Annotated in this window: 18 protein-coding genes; 13 read left to right on the forward strand and 5 right to left on the reverse strand. The window is 61.6% G+C overall.

Annotation, left to right across the window (positions count from 1 at the left end):
- Positions 1 to 137 precede the first annotated feature (137 nt).
- The 13 genes from glmU to ACQUTG_RS13145 all read left to right on the forward strand — a co-directional run bounded on the left by glmU (position 138) and on the right by ACQUTG_RS13145 (position 13,577).
- Positions 138 to 1,502 (forward strand): bifunctional UDP-N-acetylglucosamine diphosphorylase/glucosamine-1-phosphate N-acetyltransferase GlmU, encoded by a 1,365-nt coding sequence (gene glmU, locus ACQUTG_RS13085; protein WP_428919812.1) that lies wholly within the window; start codon positions 138 to 140, stop codon positions 1,500 to 1,502.
- 30 nt (positions 1,503 to 1,532) lie between these two features.
- On the forward strand, positions 1,533 to 3,365 hold the full coding sequence (gene glmS, locus ACQUTG_RS13090) for a glutamine--fructose-6-phosphate transaminase (isomerizing) (protein ID WP_428919813.1): 1,833 nt from the start codon (positions 1,533 to 1,535) through the stop codon (positions 3,363 to 3,365).
- A gap of 70 nt (positions 3,366 to 3,435) precedes the next feature.
- The gene (locus ACQUTG_RS13095; RefSeq protein WP_428919814.1) at positions 3,436 to 4,320 is read left to right on the forward strand and encodes a LysR family transcriptional regulator; all 885 of its coding nucleotides are present in this window, start codon (positions 3,436 to 3,438) and stop codon (positions 4,318 to 4,320) included.
- A 116-nt stretch (positions 4,321 to 4,436) separates the two neighbouring features.
- Positions 4,437 to 5,228, forward strand: a complete 792-nt coding sequence (locus ACQUTG_RS13100; RefSeq protein ID WP_428919815.1) for a putative hydro-lyase — start codon at positions 4,437 to 4,439, stop codon at positions 5,226 to 5,228.
- A 35-nt stretch (positions 5,229 to 5,263) separates the two neighbouring features.
- Entirely contained in the window at positions 5,264 to 6,328 is a 1,065-nt protein-coding gene (locus tag ACQUTG_RS13105) for a TRAP transporter substrate-binding protein (protein ID WP_428919816.1), read from the forward strand.
- A 63-nt stretch (positions 6,329 to 6,391) separates the two neighbouring features.
- Positions 6,392 to 6,985 (forward strand): TRAP transporter small permease subunit, encoded by a 594-nt coding sequence (locus ACQUTG_RS13110; protein ID WP_428919817.1) that lies wholly within the window; start codon positions 6,392 to 6,394, stop codon positions 6,983 to 6,985.
- Entirely contained in the window at positions 6,985 to 8,268 is a 1,284-nt protein-coding gene (locus ACQUTG_RS13115) for a TRAP transporter large permease (protein ID WP_428919818.1), read from the forward strand. The genes ACQUTG_RS13110 and ACQUTG_RS13115 overlap by 1 nt, the downstream gene beginning before the upstream one ends.
- A gap of 34 nt (positions 8,269 to 8,302) precedes the next feature.
- Positions 8,303 to 8,980, forward strand: coding sequence for a DUF2848 domain-containing protein (locus tag ACQUTG_RS13120; protein WP_428919819.1), 678 nt, complete (start codon positions 8,303 to 8,305; stop codon positions 8,978 to 8,980).
- Positions 8,977 to 10,350 carry an amidase gene (locus ACQUTG_RS13125; RefSeq protein ID WP_428919820.1) on the forward strand — a complete coding sequence of 458 codons (1,374 nt, stop codon included), beginning with the start codon at positions 8,977 to 8,979 and terminating at the stop codon, positions 10,348 to 10,350. The genes ACQUTG_RS13120 and ACQUTG_RS13125 overlap by 4 nt, the downstream gene beginning before the upstream one ends.
- Positions 10,344 to 11,144: a hypothetical protein gene (locus ACQUTG_RS13130; protein WP_428919821.1), complete on the forward strand. Its 801-nt coding sequence runs from the start codon at positions 10,344 to 10,346 to the stop codon at positions 11,142 to 11,144. Before ACQUTG_RS13125 ends, ACQUTG_RS13130 begins: the two co-directional genes overlap by 7 nt.
- Positions 11,141 to 11,896 (forward strand): 5-oxoprolinase subunit PxpA, encoded by a 756-nt coding sequence (locus tag ACQUTG_RS13135; RefSeq protein WP_428919822.1) that lies wholly within the window; start codon positions 11,141 to 11,143, stop codon positions 11,894 to 11,896. The genes ACQUTG_RS13130 and ACQUTG_RS13135 overlap by 4 nt, the downstream gene beginning before the upstream one ends.
- Positions 11,893 to 12,621 carry a 5-oxoprolinase subunit PxpB gene (gene pxpB / locus ACQUTG_RS13140; RefSeq protein ID WP_428919823.1) on the forward strand — a complete coding sequence of 243 codons (729 nt, stop codon included), beginning with the start codon at positions 11,893 to 11,895 and terminating at the stop codon, positions 12,619 to 12,621. Before ACQUTG_RS13135 ends, pxpB begins: the two co-directional genes overlap by 4 nt.
- A complete protein-coding gene (locus ACQUTG_RS13145) occupies positions 12,618 to 13,577 on the forward strand; it encodes a biotin-dependent carboxyltransferase family protein (RefSeq protein WP_428919824.1) in 960 nt (319 codons plus the stop codon). The genes pxpB and ACQUTG_RS13145 overlap by 4 nt, the downstream gene beginning before the upstream one ends.
- 17 nt (positions 13,578 to 13,594) lie before the next feature.
- Here the strand turns inward: ACQUTG_RS13145 and ACQUTG_RS13150 are convergent, their stop codons facing one another.
- Genes ACQUTG_RS13150 through ACQUTG_RS13170 form a run of 5 tightly spaced genes read right to left on the reverse strand, consistent with a single transcriptional unit; the run spans position 13,595 to position 18,622 of the window.
- Positions 13,595 to 14,167, reverse strand: a complete 573-nt coding sequence (locus ACQUTG_RS13150) for a MarR family winged helix-turn-helix transcriptional regulator (protein WP_428919825.1) — start codon at positions 14,165 to 14,167, stop codon at positions 13,595 to 13,597.
- 8 nt (positions 14,168 to 14,175) lie between these two features.
- Positions 14,176 to 15,315: a cyclohexanecarboxyl-CoA dehydrogenase gene (aliB, locus tag ACQUTG_RS13155; protein WP_428919826.1), complete on the reverse strand. Its 1,140-nt coding sequence runs from the start codon at positions 15,313 to 15,315 to the stop codon at positions 14,176 to 14,178.
- Between the two features lie 24 nt (positions 15,316 to 15,339).
- Entirely contained in the window at positions 15,340 to 16,122 is a 783-nt protein-coding gene (locus ACQUTG_RS13160; RefSeq protein WP_428919827.1) for an enoyl-CoA hydratase-related protein, read from the reverse strand.
- 32 nt (positions 16,123 to 16,154) lie between these two features.
- Positions 16,155 to 16,922, reverse strand: a complete 768-nt coding sequence (locus ACQUTG_RS13165; protein WP_428919828.1) for an SDR family NAD(P)-dependent oxidoreductase — start codon at positions 16,920 to 16,922, stop codon at positions 16,155 to 16,157.
- A gap of 35 nt (positions 16,923 to 16,957) precedes the next feature.
- Positions 16,958 to 18,622, reverse strand: a complete 1,665-nt coding sequence (locus tag ACQUTG_RS13170) for an AMP-binding protein (protein ID WP_428919829.1) — start codon at positions 18,620 to 18,622, stop codon at positions 16,958 to 16,960.
- Positions 18,623 to 18,796: the final 174 nt, after the last annotated feature.

The raw sequence follows: 18,796 nt of genomic DNA on the forward strand, positions 1-18,796 counted from the left end.
TTTCGTTTCGGGTTTGCCGAACACCAAAGCCGCATCCTGAGCGGCTGGAATACCAGCGCACCGCGTTGGCAATCCGGCCCTGATGGTTGCGGCTTTTTTATTGATTCAAACAAACATCCCGGGAGCCTGAGTTTTCCATGAGCCCGTTACACGTTGTGATCCTGGCCGCCGGCCAGGGTTCCAGAATGAAGTCCGCACTGCCCAAGGTTCTGCATCCGGTGGCGGGTAAAGCCATGCTGCATCATGTGGTGGATACCGCGAAGCAGCTGGGGGCGGAGAGAATTCACACAGTGATTGGCCATGGCGCGGATCAGGTGCGTGCTTCCCTCGACGATGAGGCGGTGAACTGGGTACTCCAGACAGAACAACTGGGCACCGGCCACGCCGTTGCCCAGGCCCTGCCGGACCTGCCGGACGATGCCCGGGTTCTGGTCCTGTACGGCGATGTCCCCCTGACCCGCCGGGAAACCCTGGAGGCCATGGTCAGCGAGCTGGACCAGAGCAATCTGGCACTGCTGACGGTGGACATGGACAACCCCCATGGTTACGGCCGCATCGTGCGCAATCCTCAGGGTGACGTTCAGGCCATCGTCGAGCAGAAAGACGCCACGGCCGAGCAGCAGGCCATCCATGAGGTGAATACCGGGATTCTGGCCGTTTCCGCAAAACATCTGAAAAGCTGGCTGCCGACCCTGTCCAACAGCAATGCCCAGGGCGAATACTATCTGACCGACATCATCGCGATGGCGGTGGAGCATGGGTTGGAAGTCACCGTGTCCCAGCCGCTCAATCCGTTCGAGGTCCAGGGCGTGAACAACCGGGTGCAACTGGCGGAACTGGAGCGCTGGTACCAACGCCAGCAGGCAGAGCGCCTGATGACGGAAGGCGCGAGCCTGGCGGATCCGGCCCGGGTGGATGTCCGCGGTGAACTCACGATCGGCAACGATCTGTGGATCGACGTGAACGCGGTCTTCGAGGGCAGGGTCAGCCTGGGCAACAACGTGGTTATCGGTCCCAATTGCGTGATCAAGGATGCCATCATTGCCGACGGCGCCGAGATCAAGGCCAACAGCGTGGTTGAAGGCGCGGTGATTGGTGCCAATGCCCAGATCGGCCCGTTTGCCCGGCTGCGTCCGGGTACCGAGCTGGCCGCCAACACCAAGGTGGGCAACTTCGTCGAGACCAAGAAAGCCGTGGTGGGTGAGGGCAGCAAGATCAATCACCTGAGCTACGTGGGTGATGCCTCCCTGGGTCGTAATGTGAATGTGGGTGCAGGTACCATCACCTGCAATTATGATGGGGTGAACAAGTACCGGACGGTGATCGGTGACGGTGTCTTTGTGGGATCCAATACCTCCCTGGTCGCGCCGGTTACCATTGCCCCGGAGGCGACCATCGGTGCCGGTTCTACCATCACCCGGGATGTGGCAGACAGCGAGCTGGCCGTGGCCCGTGGCCGCCAGCGCAACATCTCCGGCTGGGAAAAGCCGAAAAAAGCCTAAACGAACGATCAGCAAACAGGTGACAACAGCATGTGTGGGATTGTAGGAGCGGTTTCCGAACGGGACGTCCAGGGTATTTTGCTGGAAGGACTGCGCCGCCTTGAGTACCGGGGTTATGACTCCGCGGGTATGGCCGTCATTGACGGCAAGCATGAAGTCCAGCGTGCCCGGGAAGTCGGCAAGGTCGCGGCCCTGGCCGAGGCCATCGAGGCCAATCCCCTGAGCGGTCACCTGGGCATCGCCCACACCCGCTGGGCCACCCACGGCGAGCCGTCCCAGCTCAATGCCCACCCGCACATGTCCGGTGATCGTCTGGCCATCGTCCACAACGGTATCATCGAGAATTACCAGGAGCTGCGTGAGGAACTGAAAGCCGATGGCTTCGAGTTTACCTCCCAGACCGACACCGAAGTGGTCGCCCACCTGATCGAGAAGAACTACCGGGAACTGGGCGAACTGTACGGTGCGGTGAAAGCTGCGATTGCGCGCCTGCGCGGTGCATACGCTCTGGCCGTCGTCCATGCCGACGAGCCGGGTCACCTGGTGGTGTGCCGGGAAGGCAGCCCGCTGGTGGTGGGCGTCGGCATCGGCGAGAACTTCATCGCCTCGGACCAGCTGGCGTTGTTGCCGGTGACCGACCGGTTCATGTTCCTGGAAGAAGGCGACATGGCCGATATCCGCAAGGACCGGATCGCGATCCACGACCGTGAGGGCACGCCGGTGGAGCGCCTGATTACCCGTTTCGAGCATGGCGCCGATTCTGCCGACAAGGGCGAATACCGCCACTTCATGCTCAAGGAAATCTACGAGCAGCCGAAGGTGATCAAGGCCACCATGGAAGGCCGTCTGACCGACTCACGGGTGCTGGAACAGGCGCTCGGTACCGAGGCGGCCAACCTGCTGGACAACGTTCGCCACGTCCAGATCATCGCCTGCGGCACCTCCTACCACGCCGGCATGGTGGCCCGTTACTGGATCGAGGACCTGGCCGGTGTGCCCTGTTCCGTGGAAGTGGCTTCCGAGTTCCGTTACCGCAAGCACGTGATCCAGCCGGACACCCTGTTCCTGTGTATCTCCCAGTCCGGTGAGACCGCGGACACCCTGGCCGCCCTGCGCCAGGCCAAGCAGGCCGGTTTCCGCGCCGCGCTGGCCATCTGTAACGTGCCGGGCAGCTCCCTGGTACGGGAATCGGACCTGGTGATTATGACCCAGGCTGGCCCCGAAATCGGTGTCGCCTCCACCAAGGCCTTCACCACCCAGCTGACGGCATTGTTGATCTTCACCCTGGCCCTGGCCCGCCATAACGGTCTCTCAGAGGAACGCGAAACCGACATCGTCAAGGCGATCCACCTGCTGCCCGGTCAGGTCAGTGATGTCCTGGCCCTGGATGGCGAAATTCAGGAGCTCTCCAAAGCCTTCATGGACAAACACCACAGCCTGTTCCTGGGCCGGGGTTCCCAGTTCCCGGTCGCCCTGGAGGGCGCCCTGAAGCTCAAGGAAATCTCCTACATCCACGCCGAAGCCTACCCGGCGGGCGAACTCAAGCACGGTCCCCTGGCGCTGGTGGACAGCGAGATGCCCGTAGTGACCGTCGCCCCCAACAACGACCTGGTGGAAAAGCTCAAGTCCAACCTGGAAGAAGTCCGTGCCCGCGGCGGTGAGCTGTTCGTGTTTGCCGACAAGGCGGCGGATGTGAAGCCGGAGGATGGCGTCCACGTGATGCAGATCCCGTCGGTGCACGAGATTACCGCACCGATCGTGTACACCGTTCCGCTGCAGTTGCTGTCCTACCATGTGGCCGTGCTCAAGGGTACCGATGTGGACCAGCCGCGGAATCTGGCCAAGAGTGTGACGGTCGAATAATTCCGACCAACCGGAGGAAGCCACCTGATATGCTGTTGCGATCAGGTGGCTTTTTTGTTTCAGGTAGCCCATGAACATCAGATCCCTCGAAACCTTCTACTGGATTGCCAAGCTTGGCAGTTTCCGCGCAACGGGTGAAAAGCTCTATGCCTCCCAGCCCACCATTTCGGCCCGTATTTCCGGCCTTGAGGACGAGCTTGGTGTCGAGTTGTTCGACCGTTCCGGACGCAGCGCGGTATTGACCGCGAAAGGGCGGGAATTGCTGATATATGCTGAGAAAATCCTGGAACTTCATCGGGAATTGCTGGAAAAGGTGGCCGATCCGGAATCCATCCACGGCACTATCCGGCTCGGTGTCGCGGAGACCATTGCCTACACCTGGCTGCCGAAGCTGATCGAGCGGATCAACGAGACCTATCCTGCGATCAACCTCGAGCTGGATGTGGACATCTCCGTCAATCTTGCCGAGAAGCTGATCAAGCGGGAGGTCGACATCGCATTCCTGATTGGCGATGTCCGGCACGAGGATTTTGTCACCAAACCCTTCTACAGTTATTCCCTGACCTGGGTTGCCAGCCCGAAAATGACCCTGCCCGAAGATCCGCTCAGCCTGTCATCTCTGGCAAGGATTCCGATCATCACCTACCCGCGGATGAGCGAGCCCCATGCTCACATTCGTTCACTGGTCCATCCTGTGGGGCGGTCTATCCAGATTCACTCCAGTTCGTCACTTTCGACCATCATCCGGATGACGGTGGATGGCATTGGCGTCAGTGCTTTGCCCAGGGAGATCGTGACCAGTGAGCTGGCCTCCGGCAAATTGCGGGAATTCCGGGTGGAGGCGACTGTTCCGGATCTGGTGTTCAATGTCGCCTACATGACGGCTCCCGGGGCGCATGTGGTTCGTGCCGTGGCGGATCTGTCGCTGGCGCTGGTCGCTTCCCAAAAGGACTAAAAAACCTGATTTTTGTAACTAATCAGGTTTTTCGATCAATTAAGATCCTTATTATCAATTGGAATTGATCATTGTTTTCGCCTTAACTTAAGTACAAACCAGTACAAGGCGAAAAAATGACCAACTCCAATTCTTACCCCGCTAAAGCGGTCCGGCTCCGGGCCCGTGATGGCAGCCTGACCGCCCCCACGGCCGGCCTGGCCAACGGTTTCGTTCAGGTTAACCTGGTCATCCTTCCCGAAGCCCAGGCCAACGGTTTCCTGCGCTTCTGCCAGGCCAATCCCAAGCCCTGCCCGTTGATTGCCGTCAGTGAACCTGGCCACCGCGGGTGTGAGATCCTGGCCGACGATCTGGATATTGCCCGCGACGTGCCGTCCTACTGTGTCTACCGTGATGGCCAGTTGTCAGAAACCCTTCCGGATGTCTCCGGTCTCTGGCGGGATGATCTGGTGACCTTCGCGCTGGGCTGTTCGTTCAGCTTCGAGCACGCCCTGGTACAGAACGGCGTGGCCGTGCGCCACATCGATGAGGGCCACAACGTGCCCATGTTCAAAACCTCGATCCCGCTTCAGACCGCTGGCGGTTTTGCCGGCCGGATGGTGGTGTCGATGCGGCCGTTCCGGGCAGCCCAGGCCATCCGCGCTGTCCAGATCACCACCCGCTATCCCCAGGCCCATGGCGCCCCGGTACACCTGGGCGACCCGTCACTGATCGGTATTTCTGATCTAGCGCATCCGGACTACGGCGATGCCGTTTCGGTCCATACTGATGAAATCCCGGTTTTCTGGGCCTGCGGTGTGACACCCCAACAGGTGTTGATGGATGCAGGCGTTCCATTCGCGATCACCCACAACCCGGGCCACATGCTGGTGACCGACATTCCCGAGAGTCACGTGGCCCTGCTGTAAAACCGAACGACAACAAAGAGAAGAGGAACCATCCCATGATCAACAAGACGCATCTTACCTCCGCTGTCGCTGCCGTTACCCTTGCATTGGCCGGTCAGGCTTCGGCCCAGGAGATCGACGAGACCAGCATTTCCTACGTCGGCAGCTGGAGCAGCCTGTCGCTGTACCAGAACTTCGAGCAGCCGTTCTGGAGCAAGCACATTCCCGAGGCTTCCGGCGGAAACATTTCAACTGAAGTCACCACCTTTGACCAGATGGGCCTGGGAGGGGGCGAGGTTTACCGCCTGATGGCCCGGAATGTCATCGAGGTTACCTCCACGGTTGCCGATTACGCCGTCCAGGATGCGCCGGAACTCGAGGGCCTGGACATGCCCATGATGGCGCCGGATGTGGAAACCGCCCGCAAGATTGCGGAGGCCTACTGGCCGGTTCTGGATGACGCCTTCAGCGAGCGTTTTGACGGTGCCAAGGTGCTGGCGGTGGTCCCGTATCCGTCCCAGGTGGTGTTCTGCAACACCGAGATCAGTGGTCTGTCGGATCTCGCCGGCAAGAAGGTCCGCGCCAGCGGCCGCACCACCGCCGAGTTCCTGCAGGCCCTGGGTGCGGAGGGTATTACCCTGAACTTCAGCGAAGTACCGGGGGCCCTTCAGCGCGGCGTAATCGATTGTGCCGTAACCGGCTCCCTCTCCGGCTACAGTTCCGGCTGGTATGAAGTGTCCACCCATCTGTACCCGCTGCCGGTCGGCGGTTGGGACCATGTGGTCACCGCCATGAACGGCAAGAAGTGGCAGTCCCTGTCCCCCGAGACCCAGGAGTGGTTGTTGAAAGAGGTAGAGGAAAACTACGAAGAGCCGGTATGGGCCTCTGCCGTTCCCGAAACCAAGGAGGGTATTGCCTGCCTGACCGGTCAGGGTGAGTGTTCCCGTGGCGAGCCCGGCGACATGGTTCTGGTGGAAGCTACCGAGAGCGATTTCGAGCAGGTTTCCCGCCATCTGGAAGAAACCCTGTTGCCAAACTGGGCCGCCCGTGTCGATCAGCGCTGGGTAGACCGCTGGAACGAGACCATTGGCAGTGTCACCGGTCTCAAGGCCTCCAAGTAACCCTTCATAACCTTCCAAAGAAATAGAACGGGCCGTGGTAGTCGGCCCGTTCTGGAGAACACTATGTTGGAACAGGTAACGTCCGGGCTTGACCGGATTCTTCAGGGCGTTCGGACCGGGTCGCTGTGGCTGGCCCGGGCCGGCGGCATTCTGATTCTTCTGACGGTGATTCTGGTGACCATCGAGGTGCTGTCCCGCCAATTTCTGGGCCGTTCGAAAGTACATGCCACCGAACTGACGGGCTACGTCATGGCCATCAGTGCCAGCTGGGCCTTTGCCTACACGCTGATGCGCAAAGCCCACATCCGGATCGATGCGCTGTACCTGAAATTCCCGGTCAGCGTCCGCGGTGTGCTGGACCTGGTTGCCTTGTTGTCCCTGGCCCTGTTCTGCGTTCTGGTGGTGGGGGCCGCCTTTGGCGTTGCCGAACACTCATACAGCGGCGGTGCCCGGGCCAACACGCCCCTGGGAACACCGGTGTGGATCCCCCAGGCCCTGTGGTTGCTGGGTCTGGTCTGGTTTTCCATCGCCGTGGTGTTGATGTCACTTCGGGTCCTGCTGGGCCTGATCGGTGGCCATGTGGATGAGGTTCAGTGGCTGGCGGGCAGTCCGACGCTGGATGAACAGATCAGTGATGAGAAAGGGGAAACCAACTGATGATTCTGATAACCCTGCTGGTGCTGTTGGTCCTTCTGCTGTTGAGTGTCCCGGTTGCCGCCACTCTGATCGTGCTGGGACTGTTTCTCGACGAGTTTTTCTCGCCCTTTCCGCTGGTTAATGCCATGGGAGACGTATTGTGGTCAGCGTCCAACAGCTTTCTACTGATCGCCATTCCCCTGTTTATCCTGCTGGGTGAAATCCTGGTTCGTACGGGCATTGCGAAGGGCACCTACCGGGCCCTGGAGAGCTGGTTGTCCTGGCTGCCGGGCGGCCTGCTGCACGCCAACGTCGGTACCGCTACCCTGTTTTCCGCCACCTCGGGCTCCAGCGTGGCAACCGCCGCCACCATCGGCACCGTGGCCATACCCCAGGGCAAGGACATGAACTACGATCCAAGGCTGTTCACCGGCTCGATCGCCGCCGGCGGCACTCTGGGCATCATGATTCCGCCGTCCATCAACCTGATTGTCTATGGCTTCCTGACCGAAACCTCTATCCCCCAACTGTTCGCGGCCGGACTGCTCCCGGGCCTGTTGCTGGCCTTGCTGTTCGTGGTCGGCACCGCGCTTATCTGCCTGTGGCGGCCCTCGATGGGAGGTCCGAGCACTCACCACTCCTGGGCGGAACGGTTTGCCGGGCTGAAACACCTGGTGCCGGTCCTGGTCCTGTTCGGCATCGTGGTTGGCTCCATCTACGCCGGTTGGGCCACACCCACGGAGGCAGCGTCGCTCGGTGTTATCGGAGCCTTTGTGATTGCCCTGTCCATGGGCAAGCTGAACAAGACCGTGGTCATGGAAGCGCTGGAAGGCACCATGCGCACCACAGGCATGATCATGCTGATCATCATCGCTTCCTATTTCCTGAACTTCGTTCTGGCCTCGGCGGGCATCACCCGGGAGTTGACGGCTTTCCTGGAGTCGGCAGGTCTGGGTCCCTATTCGACGCTGCTGCTGGTAATTGCCCTGTACATTGTCCTGGGCTTCTTTATCGAGACCCTGTCACTGATGGTTATCACCATTCCGATTGTGGCGCCGATTATCATCGGTATGGGCTTTGATCCGGTCTGGTTCGGCATTCTGCTGATCCTGCTGATCGAGATGGCGTTGATTACACCGCCGGTGGGGCTGAACCTCTACGTAGTCCAGGGTGTGCGCCAGGGCGGCTCATTCAACGATGTGATGGTCGGAGCCTTGCCGTATGTGGCGATGATGCTGCTGATGGCGGTGGCGCTGGTTCTGTTCCCGTCCATCGCCATGTTCCTGCCGGACCTATTGAACTGACCCGTAACCGGCTGACAACAACAGGAGACGCGTAATGACACAATTCCAGCTGGCCGATACCGGTGAAAAACTGGACATCACCGTCCGCGAACTGATCATTGCCGGGTGGGCAGGACGTGAACAGGCGGCCATCGATGAGCATATCGAGGAGCTGAAGGCGATCGGGGTTTCCCCGCCGTCCAGCACCCCCCTGTTCTATCGGGTGTCGGCGGACCTGCTGACCACCGCCGACAATGTCCAGTTCCTGGGCAACGCCTCTAGCGGCGAGGTCGAGGTGCTGCTGCTCGGTACCGACCGGGGCACCGTGGTGGGCATCGGTTCCGATCATACCGACCGTGAAGCCGAGGCCTGGTCGGTGGCCCATTCCAAGCAGGTGTGTGCCAAGCCAGTGGGCTACCAGCTGTGGTGGCTCGCTGATGTGATCGACCATTGGGATGAACTGGAGATGGCGTCCTTCGCCACCATCGATGGAGAGGAAGTGCGTTATCAGGAGGGCGGCGTTACCGGGCTGCTCCATCCGGAGGAGCTGCTGCGCCGTTTCGGCCTGGACCAGGCGCAACTGGCACCCGGGCAGGCCATGCTCTGCGGTACCTTGCCGGTCATAGGTGGTGTCCGTTCCGCCCAGTCGTTCCGGATGGTGTTGAGAGATCCGGTCACTGAACGCACTCTCGAGCACACCTATCACATTCAGACGTTGCCGGTGGTGAAATGACCCAGTTCAAAGCCGAGGATCTCAAGCCGTTGCCAGCCGAGACGCTCGCGGATCTGCTGGGTGGCATAGCGGTGGGTAAGTGGCGGGCTGTGGATTTGCTACAGACCTGTCAGCTCAACATCGACAACGGCGATGATCCTGATCGACAGATTTATACGGGCCGCTTCGATCGCACCGCGGCCGCGGAAGCCCGGGCGGTGGATGCACTGCGAGGCGGCCAGGCTCCTATGGGAGAACTGGCGGGGCTGCCCATTGCCCTCAAGGCGCTGTTCGATGTGGCAGGGGAGGTGACCCACGCCGGCAGCCAGTGGTGGGACACGCCGGCTGAGCACGATGCCCTGATTGTGTCCCGCCTGCGTCGTGCCGGGGCAGTGATCACGGGGCACACCAACATGACCGAATTTGCCTACTCCGGCATCGGCCTGAACCCCCATTACGGCACACCGGACAACCCGCTGGCCCCGGGCCGGATTCCCGGTGGGTCTTCCTCCGGCGCCGCCGTTGCCGTTGCCCGCAATATGGCAGCTGCAGCCATCGGCACCGATACCGGAGGTTCCATCCGTATTCCCTCCGCCTTCTGCGGCCTGGTCGGGTTCAAGCCGTCCCAGCAACGCATACCGAGACGGGGCACCTTTCCCCTGTCGGACAGCCTGGATTCCATCGGACCCATTGCCCGCACCGTGGACTGTTGTGCCCGGGTCGATGCAGTACTTGCCGGACTGGAGTGGCAACCGCTCAGGAAACGGCCCTTGGCGGGGCTGCGCCTTGCCGTGCCCGCCAATTACATGCTGGATAATGTTTCCCGGGATGTCGCCGATTCTTTCACCCGGAGCCTGAAACTGCTTCGAGATGCCGGCGTACGGATCGATGAAGTGACAGTACCGGTGCTTGATACCTTGCCGGAACTGCTCGAGGGTGGTGGCCTCACTGCCGCCGAGAGCTACCATATCCACCGGGAATGGTTGCGCTCCCATGGTGACCGGTATGATCCGAGAGTCAGTAGTCGCATGGAGCGGGGCGCGCAGCTCGGGGCCGCGGATTATATCGAATTGCTCCGGCGCCGACGCACACGTAAACAGCAGGCTGACGCCTGGCTGGCGGATTACGACGGGCTGCTTGCGCCGACAGTACCGATTGCACCGCCGCGCTTTGAAGAGCTTGTCAGCGACGAGGATTATGGCCGCCTGAACCTGCTGGTGCTGCGTAATCCTACCGTGGCCAATCTGCTTGACCTGTGTGCCATCACGCTGCCGAACCACGAGCCGGGTGATTTGCCATCGGGGCTGATGCTGGTCGGTCGCAATGGCACGGATGCCGCTTTGCTGGCGATCGCGGCTGGAATCGAGGAGGCGCTCAGGGCGGCATGCTGAGTGTTCTGATCGCAAAACTGGTGGCCACTGCCCTGGTGGTTATCGGCGTTTCGTTGGCGGTGGGTAAGGTGGGACCGCGGCTTGGCGGAATCCTGGCGGGAACGCCGATTGTGCTGGGCCCGGGCTATTTCTTCATGCTCCAGGAGCGTTCGGTGGGGTTCCTTCAGGCCGCCGCGCTGTCGACACTGCATGCCCTGATTGCCACCCTGATCTTTGCCATCTGCTTCGTGGTTGCGGCCGGTCGTTTTGGGGTTTTCGCCAGCCTGGCGCTGGCGACCGCATGCTGGGTACCGACCGCCCTGCTGTTTTCCCTGCTGCCCGGGGGCGTCTGGGGCGGTATGCTGGTTTACGGGCTGGTGTTGTTGACGGCCGAGGCCATACGCCGGGCACTGAAATTGGGTCAGACGGTGGTGGTTGCCCGGTCGGGCTGGTTTGATCTGTTGCTTCGGGGCTTGTTGGCCGGGATTCTGGTGAGCATCGCGACCACTGTGGCAGCGAAATCCGGACCGTTGCTTTCCGGTATGCTGGTCGGGTTCCCGGTGGGGCTGTTCACCATTGGCTGGACACTCCACGAGCGCTATGGCGCCGAAGTCGCCAGGGCAACCGTCAGTATGGCCCAGAAAGGCATGCTCAGTCTGGTGGCTTTCGCGGTGGCGCTGGCCCTGACCGTGGGTACCTTGCCGCCCATGGTCACTTTTGCCATCTCCCTGCTTGCCTCGATAATGGTGAGTCTGGGTATTTATGTCATCAGCCAGTGGCGCTATCGCGCACTGCAGACGGGAGAGGGGAAATGAGAACACTGTTGATCAACGCCGACATGGGCGAGAGCTTTGGTCCCTGGGTCATGGGCATGGACGAGCACGTCATGCCCCATGTCGATCTGGCCAATGTGGCCTGTGGCTTCCACGCCTCCGACCCGCATGTCATCCGGCGCACGGTGCGGCTGGCCAAGGACCACAGTGTGAAGGTGGGTGCGCATCCGTCCTACCCGGACCTGGTGGGCTTTGGCCGCCGCTCCATCGCCTGTTCGCCGGACGAAGTGGAAGACCTGGTGCTGTACCAGATCGGGGCCCTGTCCGGCATTTGCCAGGCCGAGGGCACGCGGATTCACTACGTAAAACCCCACGGTGCCCTCTACAACGACATGATCCGGGATCCCGGCCTGTTCGAGGCCGTGGTCAAGGCGGTCAAGGATTTCGATGGCAGCCTGCCACTGATGACCATGGCCTCCTGTGATACTTCGATGGAACAGGAAGTCGCCGATCGCTATGGCGTTACGCTCTGGTTCGAAGCCTTCGCCGACCGTGCCTATGATCGGGAAGGTCGTCTGGTATCCCGGCGCACGCCCGGGGCGGTCCATGAGGACCCCGACGAAATCCTGGAGCAGGCCATGAAGATTGCCAGGGGCGAACCGCTGATCGCCATTGACGGCAGTGAGATCGTATTGCATGCCGATACCCTGTGTGTGCACGGGGATAACAACGAATCCATCGCCGCGATCCAGTCGATCCGCGAAGCGATCCTGGCGCTGGGAAACCGGGCATGAGCCGCAGTGCTGCCAATGCCTTGCCCCGGCTTGAATCCGCCGGTCTCGATGGCTGGATGGTCCGGTTGTTCGAGGAGATCGACGAGGCCAATCTGCCCTGGATTACGGCTCTGGCCCGCCACTGCGAGTCGGCGTTTGCTGATACGCTGGTCGATCTGGTGCCTTCCTACACCACGCTGCTGGTGGTCTTCGATCCTGTCCGGCTGTCTCCGACCGAAGCCCAGCAAAAAATTGCCGCGTTACTGGTGGAGCTGGCACCGGACGAGGACATCGGTACCGGCCAGGTTCACGAACTGCCGACGTTTTATGACCCCAGCGTCGGGCCGGACCTGGATCGGGTCGCCGGGCACACCGGCATGACCGTGGCTGACGTCATCGATTGCCACAGCCGTAAAACCTACCGCGTGTTCGCCCTGGGTTTTGCTCCCGGCTTTGCCTTCATGGGCCTGACCGATCCTCGCCTGGAGTGCCCCCGGCTTGATACCCCGCGCAAGAAGGTGCCGGTGGGCAGCGTCGCGATTGCCGCTCGCCAGACGGCTGCCTATCCCACGGCTACTCCCGGTGGCTGGAACCTGCTCGGCCGCACCAGTGCCCGGTTGTTCGACCGTGAACGGGAAGGTTTCAGCCTGCTGAGAGTGGGGGACGAAGTGCGCTTTGTCTCTGTCAGCCGTGAGGAATTCGAACGCCAGGGCGGTGATACCACGCCCATGGAGGCGGCGGGATGACAGCACAACGCAGGACTGAAACCGCCGTCCGGGTCCACCAGGCCGGGCCGCTGGCGCTGCTACAGGATCGGGGCCGTTTTGGCGTACGTCATCTGGGCGTGACCCAGGGCGGGCCGGCAGATCTGTACTCCTGGGCCTGGGCCAATTACCTGGCGGGCAACCCCTGGGACACGGCGAACCTGGAGATCACCTTTGGTGGTCTGCAACTGATTGCGGAACGGGATCTGGACATCGCCATCGCCGGCGCTGACCTCGCCGCGACTCTGGATGGGCAACCGGTACCTTTGTGGCAGCGGATCACCTGGAAAGAAGGACAGAAACTGGCCTTTGCCTCGCCGGTGAGTGGACTGCGGGCTTACCTCTCGGTTCGGGGTGGTTTTGCTGCCGAACCGGTCATGGGCAGCGTTGCCTGTGTCAGCCGCGAGCAGCTGGGCGGATTCGACGGCTGGGGCGGCAAGCTGGCGGATGGCGACCAGCTGGCAATTTATATCCCCGATGGGGAGCCGGCTGAGGGTATCACCGAGGCACCAGTTCAAGCCCGGAAGGATTTCCGCGAGGCGCCAGTCCTTGAGCTGTTGCCGGGCGCCCAGATCGGGGAATTCACCGGCCGCAGCCTCTACGATGCCTTCAATACCTGGTGGCGGGTCGACGACCGGGCGGATCGGATGGGCGTGCGATTGCTTGGCCCCAAGTTGCATTGCCGGATCGGCTCGCTGATTTCCGAGGGCATCAACCTGGGCGGCGTCCAGGTGCCGCCGGATGGCCAGCCCATTGCCTTGCTCAATGACCGCCAGACCATCGGCGGCTACCCGCGGCTCGGGGCCCTGTCTCCGTTGTCCGCATCCCGGCTGGCCCAGTGCCTGCCAGGGCAGGAGGTTCGGCTGGTAGCCCGGGGCAGTGGACCGTTGCTCAGGGACTACCGGGATTTTCTGGAGCTGTTCAGATCCACTCGTTGACTGCAACTCGTGAAGCGTCAATCAGCAGGGTTCGCAGGCCCTTGAGTGCTGTCCCCGGCTTCAGAGGTCAGAGATACATTGGACAGGTCCTGCTGGAGTTTCTTGAGCAGGTGCAGCAGGCTCACGCCGTCATCAAAGCTCATCCCCAGCAGGGCCTGGCGATAGAACTCCGTAATAGTGCCCTGCAGCTGATTCCAGAATGTCCGGCCGGATTCGGTGAGTACCACCAGCCGCGCGCGGCGATCCTGGGGATCGGGAATGCGGATCACGTGGCCGTCCCGTTCCATGCGCTTGAGGACGCCGTCCAGGTTCTGGCGGCTGACGTAAAGGTATTCCTTGAGCTGGTTGAACGAGGTGCCTTCCTCAAACCCTTCCCGCGATAGTGCGCCCAGCACCGCCCACTGCACGGCGCTGATGCCCATTTCGTTCTGGACCTGGCGTTGCAGGATGTTTCCGGTCTGGAACAGCCGGAAAAACAAGCGGTTGGGTATGCCTCCGGATTCGTTGACGATCATCTGTGCTCCTGTAATGCCGCCCCGGCTTTCAGGCCAGGGCAGGCGGTCACCGGCACCCCGAATCGCGGAGGACATGGGGTGCATCACTTCGGCAGGTATTCGCGGGCGATGATGTTCTTCATGATCTGCGCGGTACCGTCACCAATCTGCAGGCCAAGAACATCCCGCAACCGCTGGGCAAAGGGCAGGTCCTCACTCCAGCCGGTGTGGCCATGGGCCAGCAGGCACTGTTTCACCACATCGAAGGCCAGCTTCGGCCCCCACCACTTGTTCATGGCTGCTTCGGCGTTGTGGGGGAGGTTGTTGTCCTTGAGCCAGAGCGCATGGTAGCACTGCATGCGCGCGGCATGAACGTAGGTCTGGTATTCCGCCAGTGGATGGGTCAGACCCTGGAACGCGGACAGGTTCTGACCGAAGGCGGTACGTTCGGTCAGCCAATGCCAGGTTTCCTCCAGGGATTGCTGGGCCACCGCCAGGCACTGCAGGCCGATCAGCGCGCGGCTGTAATCGAAGCCCTGCATGACCTGTTTGAAGCCTTTGCCTTCGTCCCCCATCCTATGGCTGGCGGGCACTTCCACGTTGTCGAAGAAGATGGAGCCGCGGCCGATGGCACGCTGGCCGTTGTCCTCAAATCGGTTGGTGGTGATGCCCGGGCTGTCCATGGGCACCAGGAACGCGCTGATGCCGGAGGCCCGTTGCTCTAACGTGCCGGTGCGGGCAAACACCACTGCCACGTCGGCCTGGTCGGCCATGGAGATTGAGGTTTTTTCGCCGTTGAGCACGTACACGTCGCCCTTCTTCTCCGCCTTCAGGCGCAGGTTGGCGGCGTCGGAGCCACCGTGGGGTTCGGTCAGGGCGATGCAGGCCACTTTTTGACCGGTGGTCATGCCGTGCAGCCACTCTTTGGCCAGGTCCGGGGCGGCGTGGCTGGCAATGATCTGGCCGTTCAGGGAGGCCAGCAGGGGAATGTAGCCAACGTTGAAATCCCCTTTCGAGATCTCTTCGATGATCAGACCGCTGGTAACACAGTCCATACCGCTGCCACCGAATTCCTCGGGCAGTTCGCCGCCGAGCAGCCCCATCTGGCCGAGCTGGCGGATCACATCCCGCTCGATCATGCCTTCCCGGTCCCGCTTGCGATAGCCCGGAGCCAGCACCTCGGCGCTGAAACGGGCCACAACTTCGCGAATCGCGTTCTGTTCTTCATTGAATCCGAAATTCATGGTGTTCTCCGGGCTATCGGGCCGTTACTTGTAGTACTTGCGGAATTCCGGCTTACGTTTTTCCTTGAAGGCGTTGACGCCCTCCCTGGACTCATCGGTGTCGTAATACAGGCTCAGGGCCTGCATGCCGAGGGCACCGATGCCGGCGATGTTGTCACTGTCGGCGTTGAACGAGCGCTTGGCGATGGTCAGGGCTGTGGGGCTCTTCTCCAGGATCTCGTCACACCACTTGCGCACTTCCTCGTCCAGCTGCTCCGGGGGTACCACGGCGTTCACCAGGCCCCATTCCAGCGCCTGTTGTGCGCTGTACTTACGGCACAGGTACCAGATTTCCCGCGCCCGTTTCTCGCCCACGACCCGCGCCAGGTAGGCGGTGCCGAAACCAGGATCCACCGAGCCCACTTTCGGGCCGACCTGGCCGAAGATGGCGGTTTCCGAGGCGATGCTCAGGTCACAGATCACATGCAGCACGTGGCCACCGCCGATGGCGAAACCGTTGACCCGGGCAATCACTGGCTTGGGCACTTCCCGGATCAGGCGCTGCAGTTCTTCCACCGGCAGGCCGATCAGGCCGCGGCCGTCGTACTGGCCCTCGTGGGCGCCCTGGTCGCCACCGGTGCAGAAGGCTTTTTCGCCGGCGCCGGTGAACACGATCACGCCGATGTCCTTGTTCCAGCCGGCGCGGTGGAAGGCGTCGATCAGTTCCATGCAGGTCTGGCCGCGGAAGGCGTTGTAGCGGTCCGGGCGGTTGATGGTGATGGTGGCGACGCCATCGGTTTCGTCGTACAGGATGTCTTCGTAACTCATGTCTGGGTCTCCGTGTTCGTGAAAGTTGGCGTTTAGCCGGCCATGGTCAGGCCGCCGGACACACTGATGACCTGGCCGGTGATGAAGTTGGCGTCGTCACTGGCGAGCAGGGCAATGATGCCGGGGTAATCGTCCGGCTGGGCCAGGCGTTTCATGGGCACGGCGTTGCGGAACGCTTCCAGAAGTTTCTCCGGGTTCGGCGCACTCTCGGCAACGCCCTTGAGCAGGGCGGTGTCGGTGGGGCCGGGGCAGACCACGTTCAGGCATACATTCTTGGTAGCCAGCTCCCGGGCTACGGTCTTGCTGAAGCCCACCAGACCGGCCTTGCAGGCGGCGTAGACGGACTCGCCGGAGGAGCCGACGCGGGCCGCATCTGAGGCGACGTTGATGACCTTGCCGCCGCCGGCCGCCACCATCTTCGGCAGCACCACGTGGTGCATGTTCAGCGCGCCGGTGAGGTTGACTGCAATCAGCTGCTCCCACAGTTTCGGTTCGGTCTTGAGGAACGGGATGAAGCGGTCGAAACCGGCGTTGTTCACCAGTACCGTGGGTACGCCCAGATCATTCTCGATGGCCGCCACGGTCTCGGTGATCGCGGCGTAATCGGTGATGTCCGCCGCATAGGCACGGGCGGTGCCGCCGGCTTCGGTAATCAGGTCAGAGGTGGCCTGGGCCGCACTCTCGTCCCGGTCCAGCACCGCAACCAGGCTGCCTTCCTCGGCAAAGCGCTGGCACACGGCGCGGCCGATGCCACCCCCGCCGCCGGTCACGATGACGGTTTTTCCGTTAAGGCCTCTCATGATGACTTGCTCCTGTTGCTGTTCAATCAAAGGGATCAGCCGCGTTTGGCCGGTTCCAGGCGAACCTCTTTGGCCTGCTCGCGCAGCTTGAATTTCTGGATCTTGCCGGAGGCAGTGCGGGGCATGGCCTCGATCACTTCCAGGTATTCCGGCAGGTAGTTCCTGGACAGCTGCTGTTCGGTCAGGTAGGTCTTGATCTGGTCCAGGGTCAGGTCAGTGGCGTTCTCGTCGAGGGTGACATAGGCGCACAGACGCTCGCCCAGGCGTTCGTCCGGGCAACCCACCAGCGCGACATCGACAATGCCGGGGAATTTGTAAAGCAGGTTTTCCACCTCCACCACGGGAATGTTCTCGCCGCCGCGGATCACCACGTCCTTGGTACGGCCGGTGATGCGTATGTAGCCGTCTTTGTCCATGCGTGCGAGGTCGCCGGTGTTGAACCAACCATCATCGTCCACGCCGTAGAGTTCAGGGCGCTTGAGGTAGCCGACAAACAGGCTGGAGCCACGAACCAGCAAGCTGCCTTCTTCGCTGGCAGGCAGTTCGTTGCCCTGGAAGTCGGTCACTTTCACTTCCATCCAGGGCAGAGCCTTGCCGTCGGACTGGCTGGCCCGTTCGGCGGGATCTTCCGGGCAGGTCATGGTGACCGCGCCGTTCTCGGTCATGCCCCAGGCCGAGACAATCTTTGCCTTCAGCACCTTGCCGGCTTGCTCAACCACGGCACTGGGGATCGGTGCCCCGGCGGACACGAAAATGCGCAGGGAATCCAGTTCACCCTCGTGCTTGGGAGCAGTCTTTACCAGGTCGGCCAGGAACGGTGTCGCCGCCATGGTAAAGGCCGGTTTCTCCGCGGCAATCACCTTGCAGACATAGTCCGCGTCCCAGATGTCCTGGAGGATGGCGGTGGTGCCCAGGTAAACCGGCATCATGATGCCGTACATGAAGCCGGTCTGGTGGGCCACCGGGGAGGCCATCAGCACCTTGTCATCCGAGGTCAGGTGCAGGCGGTCGGCGTATGGGCGCACGTTGGAGAACAGAGTGTTGGAGCTGTGCATGACGCCCTTGGGCTCGCCGGTCGTGCCGGAGGTGTAGAGGATCTGGATGGCATCGTCGGCGGTGAGCTGGCGTTCGGTAAACAGGGCCCTGGTGTCCCGCTTTTCTTCCCAGGGCGTCTCCACCAGGCGTTGTTCAAAGCTGCGCTCGCCCTCTCCGCCGATGACCAGCAGGGTTTCGAGGTCCGGTAGCTCTCCGCGAATACCGTCGATCATGGCCTCGTAGTCGAAGCCGCGGAACACCTTGGGAATCACCAGTAGTTTGGCCTCGCCATGCTTGAGCATGAAGCGCAGTTCCCGCTCCCGGAAGATCGGCATGAGCGGGTTCAGGATGGCGCCGATGCGCATGCAGGCCAGGTGCAGGGCGGTGGTCTGCCACCAGTTCGGCAGTTGGCACGCCACCACATCGCCTTTCCCGATACCCGTGCCCGCGAGACCGGCGGCCATGCGGGTGACCATGTCGTTGAGCTCCCGATAGGTGAGAGCGGTGCGGGTGTCACTGGTGACCTGGTAGCCGACGATGGCTTCCCGGTCCGGAGTGCTGGCCACGGCCTGGTCGAGGTAGTCGGTAATGAGCTTGTCGTTCCAGGCGCCGCTTTCGATCATGACGGCACGGCGTTCCGGATTGAGAGTGATGCCTGTGTCCATTTGATTCACCTGTTGTGTCCGGTTTGTTGTTGTTGGGGACCTGACTGCAGCGACAGGTCATTATTTCGCCCATGTCAAAGTAAGCCCCTACTCGATAATATGTCAATATATTGCTTAAGAAAGTTTTAGAGGGCGAGGCTTTTCCTGTTTTTAGTGTCTCTTTGTCTGTATTTC

Origin of the sequence: Marinobacter sp. DUT-1 (assembly GCF_050379415.1) — a bacterium.
Lineage (GTDB): Bacteria > Pseudomonadota > Gammaproteobacteria > Pseudomonadales > Oleiphilaceae > Marinobacter.